The following is a 15,945-nucleotide window of genomic DNA, read 5'->3' as shown; positions in this document are numbered from 1 at the left end:
TTGCCCTCAACCTACTCGCCAGTAGGCTACGCCTATGACCGACAGGTACGCGAGCTTCGTCCGATCGGGGGCCGGTCGCGCGCTGGTCAAGCGCCTCGGGCTGCCCGACCCGCCGCGACTGCGCCGGCACACCCCCGGCGACCCCCTCGTCCCCGGGCCCGTCCTGCTCGGCGCCGCGACCGGGGGTCGGCTCGCCGAGCCGGTCGGCAGGATCCTCGCCGCCGCCGGGGTCGAGCTGCGCGATCCCGGCACCGTGCAAGCCACCGAGCGCTTCGCCGCCGTCGTGTACGACGCCACCGGCGTCACCGACTCCACCGGCCTGCGCCAGCTCTACGACTTCTTCCACCCGCACGCCCGGTCGGTGCTGCCCAGCGGCCGGGTGGTCGTGCTCGGCACCCCGCCCGCCGAGGGCGGCTCGCCCCGGGAGGCCACCGCCCAGCGGGCCCTGGAGGGGCTGACCCGCAGCATCGGCAAGGAGTTCGGCCGGGGCGTCACCGCCCAGCTCGTGTACGTCACGAAGGACGCCGACGCCGGCACGTCGACCAGCCTGGAGGCCACCCTCCGGTTCCTGCTCTCCGGCCGGTCCGCGTACGTCTCGGGGCAGGTCGTCCGGGTCGGCGCCGGCACGGCCGGGCCGCCGGCCGACTGGGACCGCCCGCTGGACGGGCAGGTCGTCCTGGTTACCGGGGCGGCCCGGGGCATCGGTGCGGCGCTGGCCCGGGTGCTGGCCCGCGACGGCGCACGCGTCGTCGCGCTGGACGTCCCGGCGGCCGGCGACGAGCTGGCGGCGGTCGCCAACGAGATCAGCGGGACGGCCGTCCAGCTCGACCTCACCGCCCCCGACGCGCCGACCCGGCTCGCCGAGCACCTCGCCGGCCGGCACGGGCGGGTCGACGTGGTCGTGCACAACGCCGGCATCACCCGCGACAAGACCCTCGGCCGGATGGACGCCGACCGCTGGGACTCCGTGCTCGACGTCAACCTCTCCAGCCAGGAGCGGATCAACGACGTGCTGCTGGAGCGGGAGCTGATCCCGGCCGGCGGGCGGATCGTCTCGGTCTCCTCGATCGCCGGCATCGCCGGCAACCGGGGCCAGACCAACTACGCCACCAGCAAGGCGGGCGTGATCGGGCTGGTCGACTCGCTCGCGCCCGTCCTGCGCGAACGGCAGATCAGCGTGAACGCGGTCGCCCCCGGGTTCATCGAGACCCGGCTGACCGCGCGCATCCCGCTGGTGCTGCGCGAGGCGGGCCGGCGGATGAACAGCATGTCCCAGGGCGGGCTGCCGGTGGACGTCGCCGAGACCATCGGCTGGCTGGCGTGGCCGGCCTCCGGCGCGGTCAGCGGCAACGTCGTGCGGGTCTGCGGCCAGAGCCTGCTGGGGGCGTGATGGCCGGGCGGAGGGGCCCGGCGGAGGGCCCGGCGGACGACCTGTCCCTGCACGAGCTGATCGACGGCCCCACGGAGGTGCTGGCGGAGGAGACGCTGGCGGCGATCCGCCGGCCGGGGCCGACCGGCCACGATCTGAGCGTCGAGGAGACGCACGACCTCTCCGGGCCGGCCGACGAGGTGACGCGGGACCTGGCCGGGCACGCCGCGACGGATGCCCGGGAGCGCGTGGAGCTGCCCCGGATGCCGGCGGCCGGGGCGCTCTACCGGCGGGCGCTGCTCGGCGCGCTGCCCGGCCTCGGCGACGGTCGGCGGTCGGCCGGCGTGCCGGCGGTGGAGCTGGCCGTCGGCGGGGTCGCCGTCGACCGGGCGCACCTGGCCGACTACGACCGGGTCTGCGGGTTCCGGCTCACCGACCGGCTGCCCGCCACGTACCCGCACGTCATGGGCTTCCCGCTGGCCCTGCGGCTGATGACCGCGCCCGGGTTCCCGATCCCGCTGACCGGCGTGGTGCACGTCGGCAACCGGATCACCGTGCACCGCCCGGTCACCGCCGACGAGACCCTCGACTTCTCCACGTACGCGGAGCACCTGCGCCCGCACGACCGGGGGCGGCAGATCGACGTGGTGCTCGTCGGCTCGGTCGGCGGGGAGGAGGTCTGGCGCGGCGTCTCGACGTACCTCGGCCGGGAGCGCACGCCCGGCGGGCGGCGGCGACGCGACCGGGGCGAGTGGTCCCCGGCGCCGGCCGGCTCCGCCCGCTGGCGGGTCGAGCCCCGCGTCGGTACGGACTACGCGCGGGTCTCCGGGGACCACAACCCGATCCACACCTCCCGCCTCGGCGCCCGGCTGTTCGGGTTTCCCCGGCCGATCGCGCACGGGATGTGGAGCAAGGCCCGCTGCCTGGCCGCGCTGGAGAACCGCCTGCCCGACGCCTACACCGTCGAGGTGGCCTTCAAGCTGCCGGTGCCGCTGCCGGGCACGGTGAGCTTCACGCGGCTGCCGGAGGGCGGATTCGCCCTGCACGACCTGCGCGGTCGCCCGCACCTGGTGGGTCTCGTGCGCTGAGCCGCCCCTGCCGATCCGGACACCGGGCTTGGCAGGGGCGACTTCGTGCGCTAAGTTCTTCTCTGACAGAGATGTTCTCAACATGAGAGGGACGACGTGGACGAGCGGGAGTTCCTGGCCGCGTACGACCCCCGGGCCTATCCGGCGGTCGCGGTCACCGTCGACGTGGTGGCGCTGACCATCCGGGACGGCGCGCTGCACCTGCTGCTGATCCGGCGCGCTGAGCCGCCGTTCGCGGGGCACTGGGCGCTGCCCGGCGGCTTCGTCCGCCCCGCCGAGGACCTGGCGGCCGGCGCCCGGCGGGAGCTGGCCGAAGAGACCGGGCTCGGCGGCGAGGGGCTGCGCCGCGTACACCTGGAGCAGTTGGCCAGCTACGGCACGCCCGACCGCGACCCGCGGATGCGCGTCGTCTCGGTCGCCCACCTCGCGTTCGCGCCCGACCTGCCGGACCCGGCCGCCGGCAGCGACGCCGACGCGGCGGCCTGGCTGCCGGTGACCGCGCTGACCAGCCGGCAGCTCGCCTTCGACCACGGGCGGATCATCGACGACGCGCTGGAGCGGGCCCGCGCCAAGCTGGAGTACACCCCGCTCGCCACCCGCTTCCTCGCCCCCGAGTTCACCGTCAGCGAGCTGCGCGCCGTCTACGAGACGGTCTGGGGGCACCCGCTGCACGCCGGCAACTTCCACCGCAAGGTGCTCTCCGTGCCCGGCTTCTTGGAGAGCACCGGGGCCAGCACCGAGCGCGGCGGCGCCCGTGGCGGCCCCCGCGCCAAGCTCTACCGGGCCGGCGACGCCCGGCTGCTGCACCCGGCGCTGCTGCGCCCCGCCCGGGAGGAATCGGTCCGGTGAGGACCGCGGAAGCCATCCGCCTGGTCACGGCGGCCCGCACCGACGCCGACCTGTTCGGCACGGACCAGCCGGCCCGGCGCTACCGCGAGCTGGTCGCGGCCCTGCACCCCGACCGCCTGCCGGCCGACCCGACGGTACGCGCCGCGGCCACCGACGCGTTCGTCCAGGTCACCACCCGCTGGCGGGCCCGGCAGGTCACCGTCCTCGGCGACTACCGCCTCGGCACGCCGGCGCACTCGGGCGATCTGGCCGACCTCTACGACGTCGGGGCGGACCGGCTGCTCAAGCTGCCCCGGCGGCCCACCGACAACGACCTGATGGCGCGCGAGACGCACGCCCTGCGCACCATCGCCGAACGCGGCGACCCGCGCTACCTGCCGTACGTGCCCCGGCTGGTCGAGGACTTCCGGCACCGGGACGCCGCGACCGGCGCCGAGCGGCGGATCAACGTGCTCGCCACCGCGCCCGGCCTGCACGACCTCGACGAGGTGCGGCGCGCGTACCCGGACGGGCTGGACGCCCGCGACGTGGCCTGGATGTGGCGCCGGCTGCTGGTGGCGCTCGGCCTGGCCCACCGGGCGGGCGTCGTGCACGGCGCTGTCCTGCCGCCGCACGTGCTGATCGAGCCGGACGGGCACGGCGTGGTGCTCGTCGACTGGTGCTTCTCCGCCCCCGTCGGCAACACGATCCCCGCGCTGGTGCCGGGCTACGAGGCGCGGTGGTATCCGGACGAGATCCCCCGTCGGCGGCCCTGCGGGCCGGGCACCGACATCGCGATGGCCAGCGCGTGCATGAGCTGGCTGATGGGACCGCGCGCGCCCCGCGAGCTGCACGACTTCGCGCGGGGCTGCCGCCAGCGGTCCCTGGACGCCCGGCCCGACGACGCCTGGCGCCTGCTGCGCGAGCTGGACGAGGTGCTGGAGCGGCTCTACGGGCCGCGCACCTTCCGACCCTTCACCCTCACCCCCTAAGGAGCTGTCATGGGCAGTGGAATGTGGTCCACCGACGTGTACGACGCCGCCGACCGCTACCGCCGGACCACCGGCAAGAGCGCGTTCTCCTACAGCGACAGCGGGGCGCGCACCGTGCACCCCGCCCTCGACCCCCGCGACGCGACGCGCGAGAGCCGCGACTCCGACGAGCACCCCCGGTCGACGCCCATCGCGGTGCTCTTCGACGTCACCGGCTCGATGCGCAACGTGCCGCGCGTCCTGCAGACCAAGCTGCCGCAGCTGCTCGGGCTGCTGCAGCGGCAGGGCTACGCCAGCGACCCGCAGATCATGTTCGGCGCGATCGGCGACGCCACCTGCGACCGGGTGCCGTTGCAGGTCGGGCAGTTCGAGTCGGACAACCGGATGGACGACGACCTCGGCCGGATCGTGCTGGAGGGCGGCGGCGGCGGGCAGATGACCGAGTCGTACGAGCTGGCCATGTACTTCATGGCCCGGCACACCGTGACCGACTCCTGGGAGAAGCGCGGCCGGCGCGGCTACCTGTTCATCATCGGCGACGAGCTGGCGTACCCGCAGGTGAAGTCCCGGGAGGTGGCCCGCGTCATCGGCGACGACCTGCGCGAGGACGTGCCGCTGCGGCGGATCGTCGACGAGCTGACCCGCCGCTGGGACACCTACTACCTGCTCCCCGCCGGCAGCCACTACTCCGGCAACGCCAAGGTGCTCGACTCCTGGCGGGACCTGCTCGGGCAGAACGCCGTGGTGCTGGACGACCTCGACGCGGTCTGCGAGACGATCGCGCTCACCGTCGGGCTCGGCGAACAGGCCATCGACCTGGACGAGGGCCTGCGTGACCTCGACCGGGTCGGCTCGGCCGCCACCGGCACCGTGTCCAAGGCGCTGGCCCGCCTCCGCGGGGAACGGCGCGCCGAGGTGTCGACGCTGCCCGCCTTCCGCGACACCGGCGGCGAGGTGACCCGGCTGTGAACCACGTGGCGGTGGTCGACCTCGGCTTCGGCGACGCCGGCAAGGGCACGGTGGTGGACTGGCTCTGCGCCACCCGGCCCGTGCACACGGTGGTCCGCTTCAACGGGGGCGCGCAGGCGGCGCACAACGTCGTGCTGCGCGACGGGCGGCACCACACGTTCGCGCAGTTCGGCGCCGGCACGTTCCACCCCGGCGTCCGTACGCACCTGTCGCGGCACGTGGTGGTGGACCCGCTGGCGCTGGCCGCCGAGGCCGACCACCTGGCCTCGGTGGGGGTGCCCGACGCGCTCGACCGGCTGACGGTGGACGGGGAGGCGCTGCTCGCCACCCCGTACCACCGGGCCGCCAACCGGGCCCGCGAGATCGCCCGGGGAGCCGACCGGCACGGCTCCTGCGGGCTGGGGGTGGGCGAGACCACGGCGTACGGGCTCGCCCACCCCGACGAGGCGCCCCGGGTGGCCGACTGCCTCGACCCGGCGCTGCTGCGCCGCCGGCTGACCGCCCTGCGGGACCGGCTGACCGCCGAACTCGGCCCGCTGGACGCGCCGCCCGTCGACGACTGCCTGCCCGCGTTCACCGGGTTCGCCGGGCGGGTGGCGATCGTCGACCGGGGCTGGCTGGCCGGGACGCTGCGCGCCGGGACGTGCGTCTTCGAGGGCGCGCAGGGGGTGCTGCTCGACGAGTGGCACGGCTTCCATCCGTACACGACGTGGAGCACCACCACGTTCGCCAACGCCGACAGCCTGCTCGCCGAGGCGGGCCAGGCGGGCGCGGCGACCCGGATCGGGGTGCTGCGCGTGGTCACCACCCGGCACGGGCCGGGGCCGCTGGTGACCGAGGACGGGGCCCTGCCGCTGGCCGACCCGCACAACCCGACCAACCCGTGGCAGGGCCGCTTCCGGTTCGGCCACTTCGACGCGGTCGCCCACCGGTACGCCCTCGATGCCGCCGGCGGGGTCGACGGCCTGGCGCTGACCCACCTCGATCTCGCCGGTCCCGGGCTGCGGATCTGCCGCCGCTACGACTGGACCGACCGACTCACGCCGGGCCCGCCCGGCGACCTGGACCGGCAGGCCGCGCTCACCGAGCGCCTGCTGCGCTCCCGCCCGGTGTACGACGCCCCGCCGCCCGACTGGGCGGAGGCGGTGCACGCGGAACTGGGCGCGCCGGTGGTGCTCACCTCGCACGGCCCCACCGCCGGGGACAAGGTCCCGCACGGTCCGCTGCTCGCCCCGCCGGCCCTGGTCGGTCCGGGTCCCGGCGGGTCGGGCTGATCCCGCGAGTCTCGCGACTCGGCCACCGGGCGGGTCGCGCCCGGCGAGCATGGGGGCATGGAGTCCGCGCTCGACCTGCTCCGGCAGCTGGTCGCCTCGCCGTGGGTGTACCTGCTGCTGTTCGGGCTCACCGCGGTCGACGCGTTCTTCCCGGCGGTGCCCGGCGAGGCGGCCGTGATCACCGCCGCCGTGCTCGCCACCGGCGGGAGCCCCGAGCTGGTGGCGGTGATCGTCGCCGCCGCGCTGGGCGCCTGCGTCGGCGACCACGTCTCGTACGCCATCGGGCGCGGCGGCGGGGCGAACCGGCTCGCCCGGTTCCCCGCCGGCAGCCGGCGGCGGGCCGGTTCCGACTGGGCCCGCCGGGCGGTGCACCGGCGCGGCGGACTGATCCTGACCACCGCCCGGTACGTCCCCGGCGGACGGACGGCGGTCACCCTCACCATGGGCGCGGTCCGCTACCCGCTCCGCTCGTTCCTGCTGTTCGACTCGATTGCGGCGGCGAGCTGGGCGCTCTACTGCGCCCTGCTCGGCTACTTCGGCGGGCTGGCGTTCGAGCGCGACCCCGTCAAGGGCATCCTCGCCGGGGTGGGCGTGTCGGTGGCGGTCACGCTGCTGCTGGAGACCGTCCGCTGGTTGCGCCACCGCAGCCACCGCTGACCCCGACACCCACCCACCTGCCGCCCTCCCCCCGGCGAGTCAGAGCAGGTCGGCGTCGTGGACCAGGATCGCCAGCTGCACCCGGTTGGCGACCTGGAGCTTGGCGAGCGCCCGGCTGACGTGCGCCTTGACGGTCGCCTCGCTCATCGTCAGCCGGCGGGCGATCTCGGCGTTGCCGAGCCCCCGTCCGACCTCCCGGACGATCTCCCGCTCCCGGTCCGTGAGCTGGCCGAGCCGCTGCCGCGCGGCGTCCCGCCGGGCCGGGCCCCGTTCGGCGAAGGAGTCGATCAGCCGCCGGGTCACGGTCGGGGCCAGCATGGCGTTCCCGGCGGCCACGGTACGCACGGCGGCGGCGAGTTCCCGGGGCGGCGTGTCCTTCAGCAGGAAGCCGACGGCCCCCGCCCGCAGCGCCCGGTGCACGTACTCGTCCCGGTCGAAGGTGGTCAGCATGATCACCTTCACGCCGAGGGCGACCAGCTCCGGCGCGGCGGTCAGCCCGTCGGTCCCCGGCATCCGGACGTCCAGCAGCACCACGTCGGGGCGGAGTCGCCGGGTCTCGGCCAACGCCGCGGACCCGTCGGCCGCCTCGCCGACCACGGTGAGGTCGGACGCCGCCTCCAGGATCAGCCGCAGCCCGGAGCGGACCAGGTGCTCGTCGTCGACGACCAGGACCCGGATCACGTCGCCTCCTGAACCGGAATCAGCGCCCGGACCAGGAAGCCGCCGTCGCGCGGGCCGGCCTCCAGCCGCCCGCCCAGCAGCTCAACCCGCTCCCGCAGGCCGATCAGCCCGAGCCCCGCCCCCGGCAGGGCCGCGCCGTCCGCCGACCGGCCGCCCGTACCCGGCGGGGGCGCACCGCCCGCCGGCCGGCCCACCCGCTGCGCGGCCGCGCGGCCCGCCGACGGGCCGTCCGCGTCCGAGCCGGGCACGGCACCCGCCGGCGGAGCATCCACGTCCGGCCCGCGCACCGCGCCGGGCGGACCGTTGCGGACGCTGACCTCCACCCCGCCGGACAGGTACCGCAGCCGGACGGTGGTGTCCGCGTCCGGCGCGTGCTTGCGGACGTTCGTCAGCGCCTCCTGGACCACCCGGTACACCGTCCGGTCGACGGTGGCGGGAACCGGCCGGGGCGTCCCCTCGTCCCGCCGGTCCACCCGGAGGCCGGCGGCGCGCGACTCCCGGAGCAGGTCGTCGACGCCGGCCAGGCCGTCGGCGGCGGTGGCCGGGCCGTCGGCGGGAGCGGGCTGGCGCAGGACGCCGAGCACCTCCCGCAGGTCGGTGAGGGCCTGTCGCCCGGTGGACCGGATCAGGGCCGCGGCGTCGACGGTCGCCGGGTCGGCGGCGGTGACCTCCAGCGCGCCGGCGTGCACCACCATCAGCGACACCCGGTGCGCCACCACGTCGTGCATCTCCCGCGCGATCCGGGCCCGCTCCTCGGCCCGGACCCGCTCCGTCCGCGCCTCCTGCTCGCGTTCCAACCGCTCGGCCCGGTCCCGCAGGGCGGCCAGGGTCTCCCGGCGGGCGCGTATCCAGAGCCCGACGACCAGCGGGAACAACACCGCCAGCGCGAACATCGCCGCCGCGTTGGCCGGTGTGGCCGTGGTCAACCGCCGCTCGCCGCCCACCGCGACACCGATCAGCGCACCCACGACCGCGACCAGGGCGGCGCCGGCGAGGAAGGCGACGAGCCGCCGTCGGCCCCGCAGCCGCAGACCGGCCTGCCCGGAGGCCACCACCGCCGCCGGCCAGGCCGCCAGGAGCAGCCACGCGACGGCGGCCGTCGCGAAGAGCGGCCAGCACCGTACGCGTACCGTCGCGGCGGCCCAGCCGGCGAGGACGGCGACGGCGAGGACCAGCGCCCGGGGCAGCGGCGAGCGCACCCCGAGCGAGCCGGTCGCCGACCCCCACACCCCCGCCGCCACGACGACGGCGAGCAGCACGGGCGCGTACCGGTCGACGGTGCGGCGGAGCGCGACGGCGCGGGAGGTCACGTCCCGAGCCTAGGCGGGGCGGCGGCCGGTGCCGCCCCGCCTCGGGTGTCCGCGCGGCCCGCTCCGCTCAGACACCCGGCGACCGGTGCAGGTTGATCAGCTGGGCCAGGTGCCGGCCGGCCGTCAGCAGCGGCCTGTCGCTGCGGGAGACCTGGGCCGCGAGTTCGGCGCCCTCCAGCGTGGAGATCACCGTGTGGGCCAACGCCTCCGCGTCGTCCTCCGCGACACCGGCGCGGCGGAGCTTGTCCGCGACCAGCAGCCGCCAGTGCGCGAACGCCTCCGCGGCGGCACGCTGGATGTCCGGCGCCCGGCTCGCCGTGCCGAGGGCGGTGGCGGTGACCGGGCAGCCCTCGGCCCAGTCGGAGTCGCGCAGCCCCTCGGCGAGGTCGCGGGCACAGGCGACCACCGCCTCGGCCGGGTCCGCGACCTGGTCGAGGATCACCCGGAGCAGGTCGGCGAACTCCTGGTCGCCGTGGCGGATGGCGGCCACGGCCAACTCCTGCTTGCCCCCCGGGAAGAAGTGGTAGACCGACCCCAGGGTCGCCCCGGCCTCGACCGAGATCTGCTTGATGCCGGTGCCGTCGAAGCCCTGGCGCTGCATCAACCGGGAGGCGACCCGCACGATCCGGTCCCGGGTGCCGAGGCCGCCCTCCGGGGTCGCGGACTGCCGCACGGACGTCTTCATGCCGCCAGGCTACCGGATAGAACGTTCGCTCTAGTGCCGTGCTAACGTCCTCTCACTAGATAGAGCGTTCGTTCTAGAGGAGGATCTTCATGACTGACCGCGCAGTGACCGTCATCGGCCTCGGGCCGATGGGCCGGGCGATGGTGAGCGCGTTCCTGGACCGGGGATACGAGGTCACGCTGTGGAACCGGACCGCGGCCAGGGCCGACGAACTGGTGGGCAGGGGTGCCCGCCGGGCGGCGACCGTGAACGAGGCGCTGACCGCCAACGAACTGGTGGTGCTGAGCCTCACCGACTACGACGCGATGTACGAGATCCTCGGCGGTGCCACGGCCGAGTTGCCGGGTCGGGTGATCGCCAACCTCAGCTCGGACACTCCCGATCGGGCCCGGGAGGCGGCGACCTGGCTCGCCGGACACGGCGCCCGGCAGTTGACCGGTGGCGTGCAGGTTCCACCGTCCGGCATCGGGGTCCCGGAGTCCAGCACGTACTACAGCGGACCGGCCGACGCGCTCGCAGCTCACCGGGAGGCCCTGGAGGTGCTGACGGGCGTCGACTACCTGGGCGAGGATCCGGGACTGGCGGCGCTGTACTACCAGCTCGGGATGAACCTGTTCTGGACCATCATGGTGAGCTGGCTGCACACGGTGACGGTGGCGCGAGCCCATGGCATCACCGCCACGGAGTTCCTACCCATCGCGCGGAAGACGGCCGACGTGGCCCGGTTCCTGGAGTTCTACACCCCCCGCATCGACGCGGGCGACCACCGGGGCGAAGTGGACCGGCTGGCGATGGGCATCGCCAGCGTCGAACACGTCCTGGACACCGTCCGGGCGGCCGGCGTCGACACCACGCTGCCGGCCGCGGTGCTCGACGCCTTCCGCCGGGGCATGGCGGACGGCCGTGCCGACCAGAGCCTCACGAGCCTGGTCGAGGTGTTCCCGGCCGGTACGGCCGTGGCCGGCCGCGGCACCCGGCCCTGACACCGCCGCCCGCCGGGACCCTGACACCGGCCCGTGCCCGACCCGGACGCTCCTCCGGGTCGGGCACGACTTAAGTCGTAGGCGCGGGGTGACCACCGGGCGATGGCGGGACCGGTCCCCGGCACCAGCATCGAGATCATGGATTCGGTGCTCGACCTGCTCCACCAGACGATGTCCTCGCCCTGGGTCTACCTGGCGCTCTTCGCGATCGCGGTGATCGACGGCTTCTTCCCGGCGGTGCCGAGCGAGACGGCCGTGATCACCGCCGGCGTGTTCGCGGCGACCGGTCAACCCGACCTGCTGGCCGTGATCGTGGTCGCGGCCGCCGGCGCGCTGGTCGGCGACCACGTCTCGTACGCCATCGGCCGGCACGGCGGCGGTCGCCTGCTCGCCCGCCTGCCCGACGGCGGGCGACGGCGGGCCGCCTACGAGTGGGCGCGGCGCGGGATCGCCGTCCGGGGCGGGCTGGTCCTCACCGTCGCCCGGTACGTCCCGGGCGGCCGGACCGCCGTCACCATGACCATGGGGGCGACCCGCTTCCCCCGGCGGCGCTTCCTCGCCTTCGACGCGCTCGCCGCCGGCTCGTGGGGGATCTACTCGGCGCTGGTCGGCTACCTCGGCGGGCTCGCCTTCGAGCAGGATCCGATCCGGGGGCTGCTGCTCGGCCTCGGCCTCGCCCTGACGGTGACCCTGGTGGTGGAGGTGGCCCGCTGGCTGCTGGCCCGTCGCCGGGCGGCCGCCGCCGGGCCGGCCCGCCAGCCGGTGGAGCTGCGGCGGTGACCCCGTCCCCCGCCGCCCGCGCGGGGTTCCGCCGCCCGCGCGGGGCAGGGGCCCGCACCCACCGGAGGCGTCGGCGGGGCGCCTCAGGTCCCGGGTCGCCAGGTGGCGCCGGCCAGCAGCTGCCCGGCCCCCAGCCAGGCCACGTTCATCATCCGGGTCGCGGTCTTCTCCGGGTCGGCCTCCGGGTGGTCGGCGAGCCAGTCCGCCAGGGACTCGGTCGCCCCCACCAGGGCGTACGCGACGACCTCCAGGTCGGTCTCGCCCACCTCGCGCCCCTGGGCCCGCAGGGCGTGGTCGAGCATCCCGGCGACCACGTCTACCAGCCGGGCGCGCATGCCCGCCAGCTCGCCGGCGAACGGCTGCTCGCCGCGGGCCTGCCGGTAGAGCACCGCCCACCCGTCCCGGTGCGCCCCGACGAAGCCGAAGAACGCCCGCAGACCGCGCCACAGCCGCTCGTCGGCCGACAGCCCGGGGGCGGCCGCCCCGGCGATGGCCTGCATCATCCGGGTGCCCTCGCGGTGCAGGCAGGCGACGAAGAGCTCCTCCTTCGTGCCGAGGTACGCGTAGACCATCGGCTTGGAGATGCCGGCGTCCTCGGCGATCTCGTCCATGCTGGCCGCGTGGAACCCCCGGCGGGAGAACACTTTCACGGCCGCGTCGAGCATCTGCTGCTCGCGTACGGCGCGGGGGAGGCGCTTGAAGGTGGGTGGGGTGGACACCCTTGCGAGCATACCTACTCGTGCGTAGGGTTACGCACGAGTAGCCAATTCCCGGAAGGTGCAGCCCCATGACTGACTTCGACCCGGCCAACTTCGCGAACGTCGGCCCCAAGGAGTTCGCCCAGCTGGTCAAGTCCACCCCGGACGACAAGATCGCCGAGGTCATGTCCGGCGACCTGCGCGGCAAGATCCTGGGTGAGGTCTTCGGCCGGATGCCGCAGCTCTTCCGCGCCGACCGGGCGGGCTCGACCAACGCGGTCATCCACTGGAACATCACCGGCCGTCCCGACGGCGGCACCGACACCTACGAGGTGGTCATCGCCGACGGCGCGTGCACCGTCAACGAGGGCCCGCAGCACGACCCGAAGCTGAGCCTGACCATGGGCCCGGTCGAGTTCCTGAAGATCGTCTCCGGCGGGGCCAACCCCGTCATGATGTTCATGACCGGCAAGCTGAAGGCCAAGGGCGACCTGGGCCTGGCCGCCAACATCGCCAACCTGTTCGACATCCCCAAGGCCTGACATGGCCGAGTTCTCGCTCGACCTGAACGAGGAACAGCGGGATCTGCGCGACTGGGTGCACGGCTTCGCCGCCGAGGTCGTGCGCCCGGCCGCGGCCGAGTGGGACGCCCGGGAGGAGACTCCCTGGCCGATCATCCAGGAGGCGGCGAAGGTCGGCCTGTACGGCTTCGAGTTCCTCGCCACCTGCTGGGCCGACCCCACCGGCCTCTCCCTCCCGATCGCCAGCGAGGAACTCTTCTGGGGTGACGCCGGCATCGGGCTGGGCATCTTCGGCACCTCCCTCGCGGTGGCCGCCATCTACGGCGCCGGCACCCCGGACCAGCTGGTCGAGTGGGTGCCGCAGTGCTTCGGCACCGTCGACGAACCGGCCGTCGCCGCGTTCTGCACCACCGAGCCCGAGGCCGGCTCCGACGTCGGGGCGATGCGCACCCGCGCCGTCTACGACGAGGCGTCCGACGAGTGGGTGCTCAGCGGGCAGAAGGCGTACGCCACCAACGGCGGGATCGCCGGGGTGCACGTGGTCACCGCCTCGGTCGACCCGACGCTCGGCTCCCGTGGGCAGGCGGCGTTCGTCGTACCGCCGGGCACCGAGGGGCTCACCGCGACCCGCAAGCTGCGCAAGCTGGGCCTGCGCGCGTCGCACACCGCCGACGTCTTCCTCGACGACGTACGCGTGCCGGGGCGCTGCCTGCTCGGCGGCAGGGACGCCCTGGACGAGCGGTTGGCGCGGGCCCGCTCCGGCCAGCGCGCCTCCGGCCAGGCGGCGATGCGCACCTTCGAGCTGTCCCGGCCCACGGTCGGCGCGCAGGCACTCGGCGTGGCCCGGGCCGCCTACGAGTACGCCCTGGACTACGCGAAGGACCGGGTCCAGTTCGGCCGGCCGATCATCGAGAACCAGGCGGTCGCGTTCGCGCTGGCCGACATGAAGACGGAGATCGACGCCGCCCGGCTGCTGGTCTGGCGGGCCTCCTGGATGGGTCGCAACAACCGGCCCTTCACGGCCGGCGAGGGCTCGATGTCCAAGCTGAAGGCCGGCGAGGTGGCCGTCTCCGTGACCGAGAAGGCCGTGCAACTGCTCGGCGGGGCCGGGTTCCTGCGGGACCACCCGGTCGAGCGCTGGTACCGGGACGCCAAGATCTACACCATTTTCGAGGGCACCTCCGAGATCCAGCGACTGGTCATCTCGCGCGCCATCTCCGGCGTCCAGATCCGCTGACCCCGCACCCCGCCCGTCCGGGCCGTCGACCGGCGGCCCGGACGACCGCAACCCTCCCCTCAGGGGCCGCCGGCCGGCGGCCCAGACGACCGCAGCACCCCCGAGGGCCGCCTTCCGGCCCGAACGACCGCAGCACCCCGACCAGCCCCGGCGCGTGATCGAAGTGATCGCCCGCGGCGGGCCCCCGAGCGGGGCCCTCCGCGCACCGCACGAGGAGGCCACGTCATGGACCTGCCGTTCGTCATCGCCACCCTGACCCGGCGCGGGTTACTCACCCCCGGCCGGCCGTCCCGCATCGCCGCCCAGCTCGGCGCGCTGCGCAAGTGGGGCCTGAGCCTCGGCGGGGAGCTGCGCCAGGCCGCCGCCCGTAACCCCGACCGGACCGTGGTGATCGACGAGGGGGGCGCCGAGCTGACGTACGCCGAGCTGCTGGACCGGGCCGAGCGGCTGGCTCGGGCGATGCGGGCGGCGCTCGGCGTGCAGACCGGCGACCGGGTCGGTGTGCTCTGCCGCAACCACCACGGCCTGATCGAGACGATCGTGGCCGCCATCCTGCTCGGCGCGGACGCGGTGCTCGTCAACACCGGGCTCTCCGCCGCGCAGCTCGCCACGGTGGCGGAGGAGCAGCGGCTGCGGGCGCTGGTGCACGACGCCGAGTTCGCCGAGCGGATCGTCGGCCTCCCCGCCGAGGTGCACCGGCTCGACGAGCGCGGCCGGGAGGAACTGGTGACCGGCGCGTCGCCCGGCGCGCTGCGTCCGCCGGAACGCGACGGCAGGATCATCGTGCTCACCTCCGGCACCACCGGCGCCCCGAAGGGCGCCCGACGCCCGACGCCGCACGGATTCGGGCCGCTGGTCTCCATCATCGACCGCATCCCCCTGCACGCCGGGAACCGGGTGCTGATCGCCGCGCCGATCTTCCACACCTGGGGGTTCGCGGCCCTCCAGGTGTGCTTCGCCCTGCGGGCCACGATCGTGCTGCAGCGCCGGTTCGACCCGGCCGCCACGCTCGCCGCCCTGACGGAGCAGCGCTGCGACGCTCTCTTCGCCGTGCCGGTGATGCTGCAGCGGCTGCTGGAGATGCCGCCGCCGGACCCGCGGCCCCCGCTGAAGGTGGTCGCGGTCAGCGGATCCGCGCTCCCCGGCGGCCTCGCCCCGCGGTTCATGGACGTCTACGGCGACGTGCTCTACAACCTGTACGGCTCCACCGAGGTCTCGTGGGCCTCCATCGCCGGCCCCGCCGACCTGCGCGCGGCACCCACCACCGCCGGCCGACCGCCGCACGGCACCCGCCTGGCGATCCTCGACGCGGCCGGCGAGCCGGTGCCCGACGGGCGGGTCGGCCGGATCTTCGTCGGCAACGAGATGCTCTTCGAGGGATACACCTCCGGCGCCACCCGGGAACGCCGCGACGGCCTGCTCGACACCGGCGACCTGGGCCGGGTCAACGCCGACGGGTTGCTCTTCGTCGACGGCCGGGCGGACGACATGATCGTCTCGGGCGGGGAGAACGTCTTCCCGTCCGAGGTGGAGGACCTGCTCGCCGGGCTGCCGCAGGTGCGCGAGGCCGCCGTGATCGGCGTGCCCGACCCCGACTACGGGCAGCGGCTCGCCGCGTTCCTCGCCCTGCACCCCGGCGAGACGCTCGATCCGGAGGCGGTCCGCGAGTACGTCCGGCACTACCTGGCCCGCTTCTCGGTGCCCCGCGACGTCGTCTTCGTCAGGTACCTGCCGCGCAACGCCACCGGCAAGGTGCTCACCCGCGAGCTACGCCGCTACTACGCCTGACCGGCGGCCCGGAGCCGGGCGGCGGGTCGCCCCGGGCCCGGCGGGCCGAGGGCGGCCGTTCCGTTTCGCGCCCCCGCCGGCGGAC

At 75.2% G+C, this 15,945-nt stretch carries 16 protein-coding genes; 12 read left to right on the top strand and 4 right to left on the bottom strand.

Annotated features, from left to right (window positions below; all coding sequences use genetic code 11):
- The first annotated feature begins 34 nt into the window (after positions 1-34).
- The 7 genes from ACGF7U_RS00205 to ACGF7U_RS00175 all read left to right on the top strand — a co-directional run bounded on the left by ACGF7U_RS00205 (position 35) and on the right by ACGF7U_RS00175 (position 7,177).
- Positions 35-1,390, top strand: a complete 1,356-nt coding sequence (locus tag ACGF7U_RS00205) for a 3-oxoacyl-ACP reductase (RefSeq protein ID WP_393101892.1) — start codon at positions 35-37, stop codon at positions 1,388-1,390.
- A complete protein-coding gene (locus ACGF7U_RS00200) occupies positions 1,390-2,457 on the top strand; it encodes a MaoC/PaaZ C-terminal domain-containing protein (protein WP_393101891.1) in 1,068 nt (355 codons plus the stop codon). Before ACGF7U_RS00205 ends, ACGF7U_RS00200 begins: the two co-directional genes overlap by 1 nt.
- Positions 2,458-2,553: 96 nt before the next feature.
- Positions 2,554-3,306, top strand: coding sequence for an NUDIX domain-containing protein (locus ACGF7U_RS00195; protein ID WP_393101890.1), 753 nt, complete (start codon positions 2,554-2,556; stop codon positions 3,304-3,306).
- Complete coding sequence (locus ACGF7U_RS00190; RefSeq protein WP_393101889.1) at positions 3,303-4,277, top strand: serine/threonine protein kinase; 975 nt, start codon at positions 3,303-3,305, stop codon at positions 4,275-4,277. Before ACGF7U_RS00195 ends, ACGF7U_RS00190 begins: the two co-directional genes overlap by 4 nt.
- Before the next feature lie 9 nt (positions 4,278-4,286).
- Positions 4,287-5,246, top strand: a complete 960-nt coding sequence (locus ACGF7U_RS00185; protein WP_393101888.1) for a hypothetical protein — start codon at positions 4,287-4,289, stop codon at positions 5,244-5,246.
- On the top strand, positions 5,243-6,520 hold the full coding sequence (locus ACGF7U_RS00180) for an adenylosuccinate synthetase (protein WP_393101887.1): 1,278 nt from the start codon (positions 5,243-5,245) through the stop codon (positions 6,518-6,520). The genes ACGF7U_RS00185 and ACGF7U_RS00180 overlap by 4 nt, the downstream gene beginning before the upstream one ends.
- Before the next feature lie 57 nt (positions 6,521-6,577).
- Complete coding sequence (locus ACGF7U_RS00175) at positions 6,578-7,177, top strand: DedA family protein (protein ID WP_393101886.1); 600 nt, start codon at positions 6,578-6,580, stop codon at positions 7,175-7,177.
- Positions 7,178-7,216: 39 nt separating this feature from the next.
- Here ACGF7U_RS00175 and ACGF7U_RS00170 read toward each other — a convergent pair whose 3' ends face one another.
- The 3 genes from ACGF7U_RS00170 to ACGF7U_RS00160 all read right to left on the bottom strand — a co-directional run bounded on the left by ACGF7U_RS00170 (position 7,217) and on the right by ACGF7U_RS00160 (position 9,853).
- Positions 7,217-7,858 (bottom strand): response regulator, encoded by a 642-nt coding sequence (locus ACGF7U_RS00170; RefSeq protein ID WP_393101885.1) that lies wholly within the window; start codon positions 7,856-7,858, stop codon positions 7,217-7,219.
- Positions 7,855-9,168, bottom strand: a complete 1,314-nt coding sequence (locus ACGF7U_RS00165) for a sensor histidine kinase (RefSeq protein WP_393101884.1) — start codon at positions 9,166-9,168, stop codon at positions 7,855-7,857. Before ACGF7U_RS00165 ends, ACGF7U_RS00170 begins: the two co-directional genes overlap by 4 nt.
- A gap of 67 nt (positions 9,169-9,235) precedes the next feature.
- A complete protein-coding gene (locus ACGF7U_RS00160) occupies positions 9,236-9,853 on the bottom strand; it encodes a TetR/AcrR family transcriptional regulator (protein ID WP_393101883.1) in 618 nt (205 codons plus the stop codon).
- Between the two features lie 89 nt (positions 9,854-9,942).
- Between ACGF7U_RS00160 and ACGF7U_RS00155 the strand changes: the two genes are divergently transcribed.
- Both ACGF7U_RS00155 and ACGF7U_RS00150 read left to right on the top strand, forming a co-directional pair.
- On the top strand, positions 9,943-10,836 hold the full coding sequence (locus ACGF7U_RS00155; RefSeq protein ID WP_393101882.1) for an NAD(P)-dependent oxidoreductase: 894 nt from the start codon (positions 9,943-9,945) through the stop codon (positions 10,834-10,836).
- Positions 10,837-10,974: 138 nt separating this feature from the next.
- A complete protein-coding gene (locus tag ACGF7U_RS00150; RefSeq protein WP_393102865.1) occupies positions 10,975-11,616 on the top strand; it encodes a DedA family protein in 642 nt (213 codons plus the stop codon).
- Between the two features lie 83 nt (positions 11,617-11,699).
- Here ACGF7U_RS00150 and ACGF7U_RS00145 read toward each other — a convergent pair whose 3' ends face one another.
- Positions 11,700-12,335: a TetR/AcrR family transcriptional regulator gene (locus tag ACGF7U_RS00145; protein ID WP_393101881.1), complete on the bottom strand. Its 636-nt coding sequence runs from the start codon at positions 12,333-12,335 to the stop codon at positions 11,700-11,702.
- A 68-nt stretch (positions 12,336-12,403) separates the two neighbouring features.
- On the opposite strand from ACGF7U_RS00145, the gene ACGF7U_RS00140 reads away from it, so the two are divergent.
- The 3 genes from ACGF7U_RS00140 to ACGF7U_RS00130 all read left to right on the top strand — a co-directional run bounded on the left by ACGF7U_RS00140 (position 12,404) and on the right by ACGF7U_RS00130 (position 15,860).
- Positions 12,404-12,856, top strand: coding sequence for an SCP2 sterol-binding domain-containing protein (locus ACGF7U_RS00140; RefSeq protein WP_393101880.1), 453 nt, complete (start codon positions 12,404-12,406; stop codon positions 12,854-12,856).
- Between the two features lies 1 nt (position 12,857).
- Positions 12,858-14,072 (top strand): acyl-CoA dehydrogenase family protein, encoded by a 1,215-nt coding sequence (locus ACGF7U_RS00135; protein WP_393101879.1) that lies wholly within the window; start codon positions 12,858-12,860, stop codon positions 14,070-14,072.
- Positions 14,073-14,297: 225 nt separating this feature from the next.
- A complete protein-coding gene (locus ACGF7U_RS00130) occupies positions 14,298-15,860 on the top strand; it encodes an AMP-binding protein (RefSeq protein WP_393101878.1) in 1,563 nt (520 codons plus the stop codon).
- Positions 15,861-15,945 lie beyond the last annotated feature (85 nt).

The organism is Micromonospora sp. NPDC047670, assembly GCF_043204915.1.
In the GTDB taxonomy this organism is placed as follows: domain Bacteria; phylum Actinomycetota; class Actinomycetes; order Mycobacteriales; family Micromonosporaceae; genus Micromonospora.
Note: the sequence above shows the minus strand (reverse complement) of the source record. Positions and strands in the feature narration are given on the sequence as shown.

Coding starts and splice junctions, on each gene's coding strand:
- ACGF7U_RS00185 (WP_393101888.1), top strand. CDS start 4,287: ATGGGCAGTGGAATGTGGTCCACCGACGTGTACGACGCCGCCGACCGC.
- ACGF7U_RS00140 (WP_393101880.1), top strand. CDS start 12,404: ATGACTGACTTCGACCCGGCCAACTTCGCGAACGTCGGCCCCAAGGAG.
- ACGF7U_RS00155 (WP_393101882.1), top strand. CDS start 9,943: ATGACTGACCGCGCAGTGACCGTCATCGGCCTCGGGCCGATGGGCCGG.
- ACGF7U_RS00150 (WP_393102865.1), top strand. CDS start 10,975: ATGGATTCGGTGCTCGACCTGCTCCACCAGACGATGTCCTCGCCCTGG.
- ACGF7U_RS00130 (WP_393101878.1), top strand. CDS start 14,298: ATGGACCTGCCGTTCGTCATCGCCACCCTGACCCGGCGCGGGTTACTC.
- ACGF7U_RS00135 (WP_393101879.1), top strand. CDS start 12,858: ATGGCCGAGTTCTCGCTCGACCTGAACGAGGAACAGCGGGATCTGCGC.
- ACGF7U_RS00175 (WP_393101886.1), top strand. CDS start 6,578: ATGGAGTCCGCGCTCGACCTGCTCCGGCAGCTGGTCGCCTCGCCGTGG.
- ACGF7U_RS00160 (WP_393101883.1), bottom strand. CDS start 9,853: ATGAAGACGTCCGTGCGGCAGTCCGCGACCCCGGAGGGCGGCCTCGGC.
- ACGF7U_RS00200 (WP_393101891.1), top strand. CDS start 1,390: ATGGCCGGGCGGAGGGGCCCGGCGGAGGGCCCGGCGGACGACCTGTCC.
- ACGF7U_RS00205 (WP_393101892.1), top strand. CDS start 35: ATGACCGACAGGTACGCGAGCTTCGTCCGATCGGGGGCCGGTCGCGCG.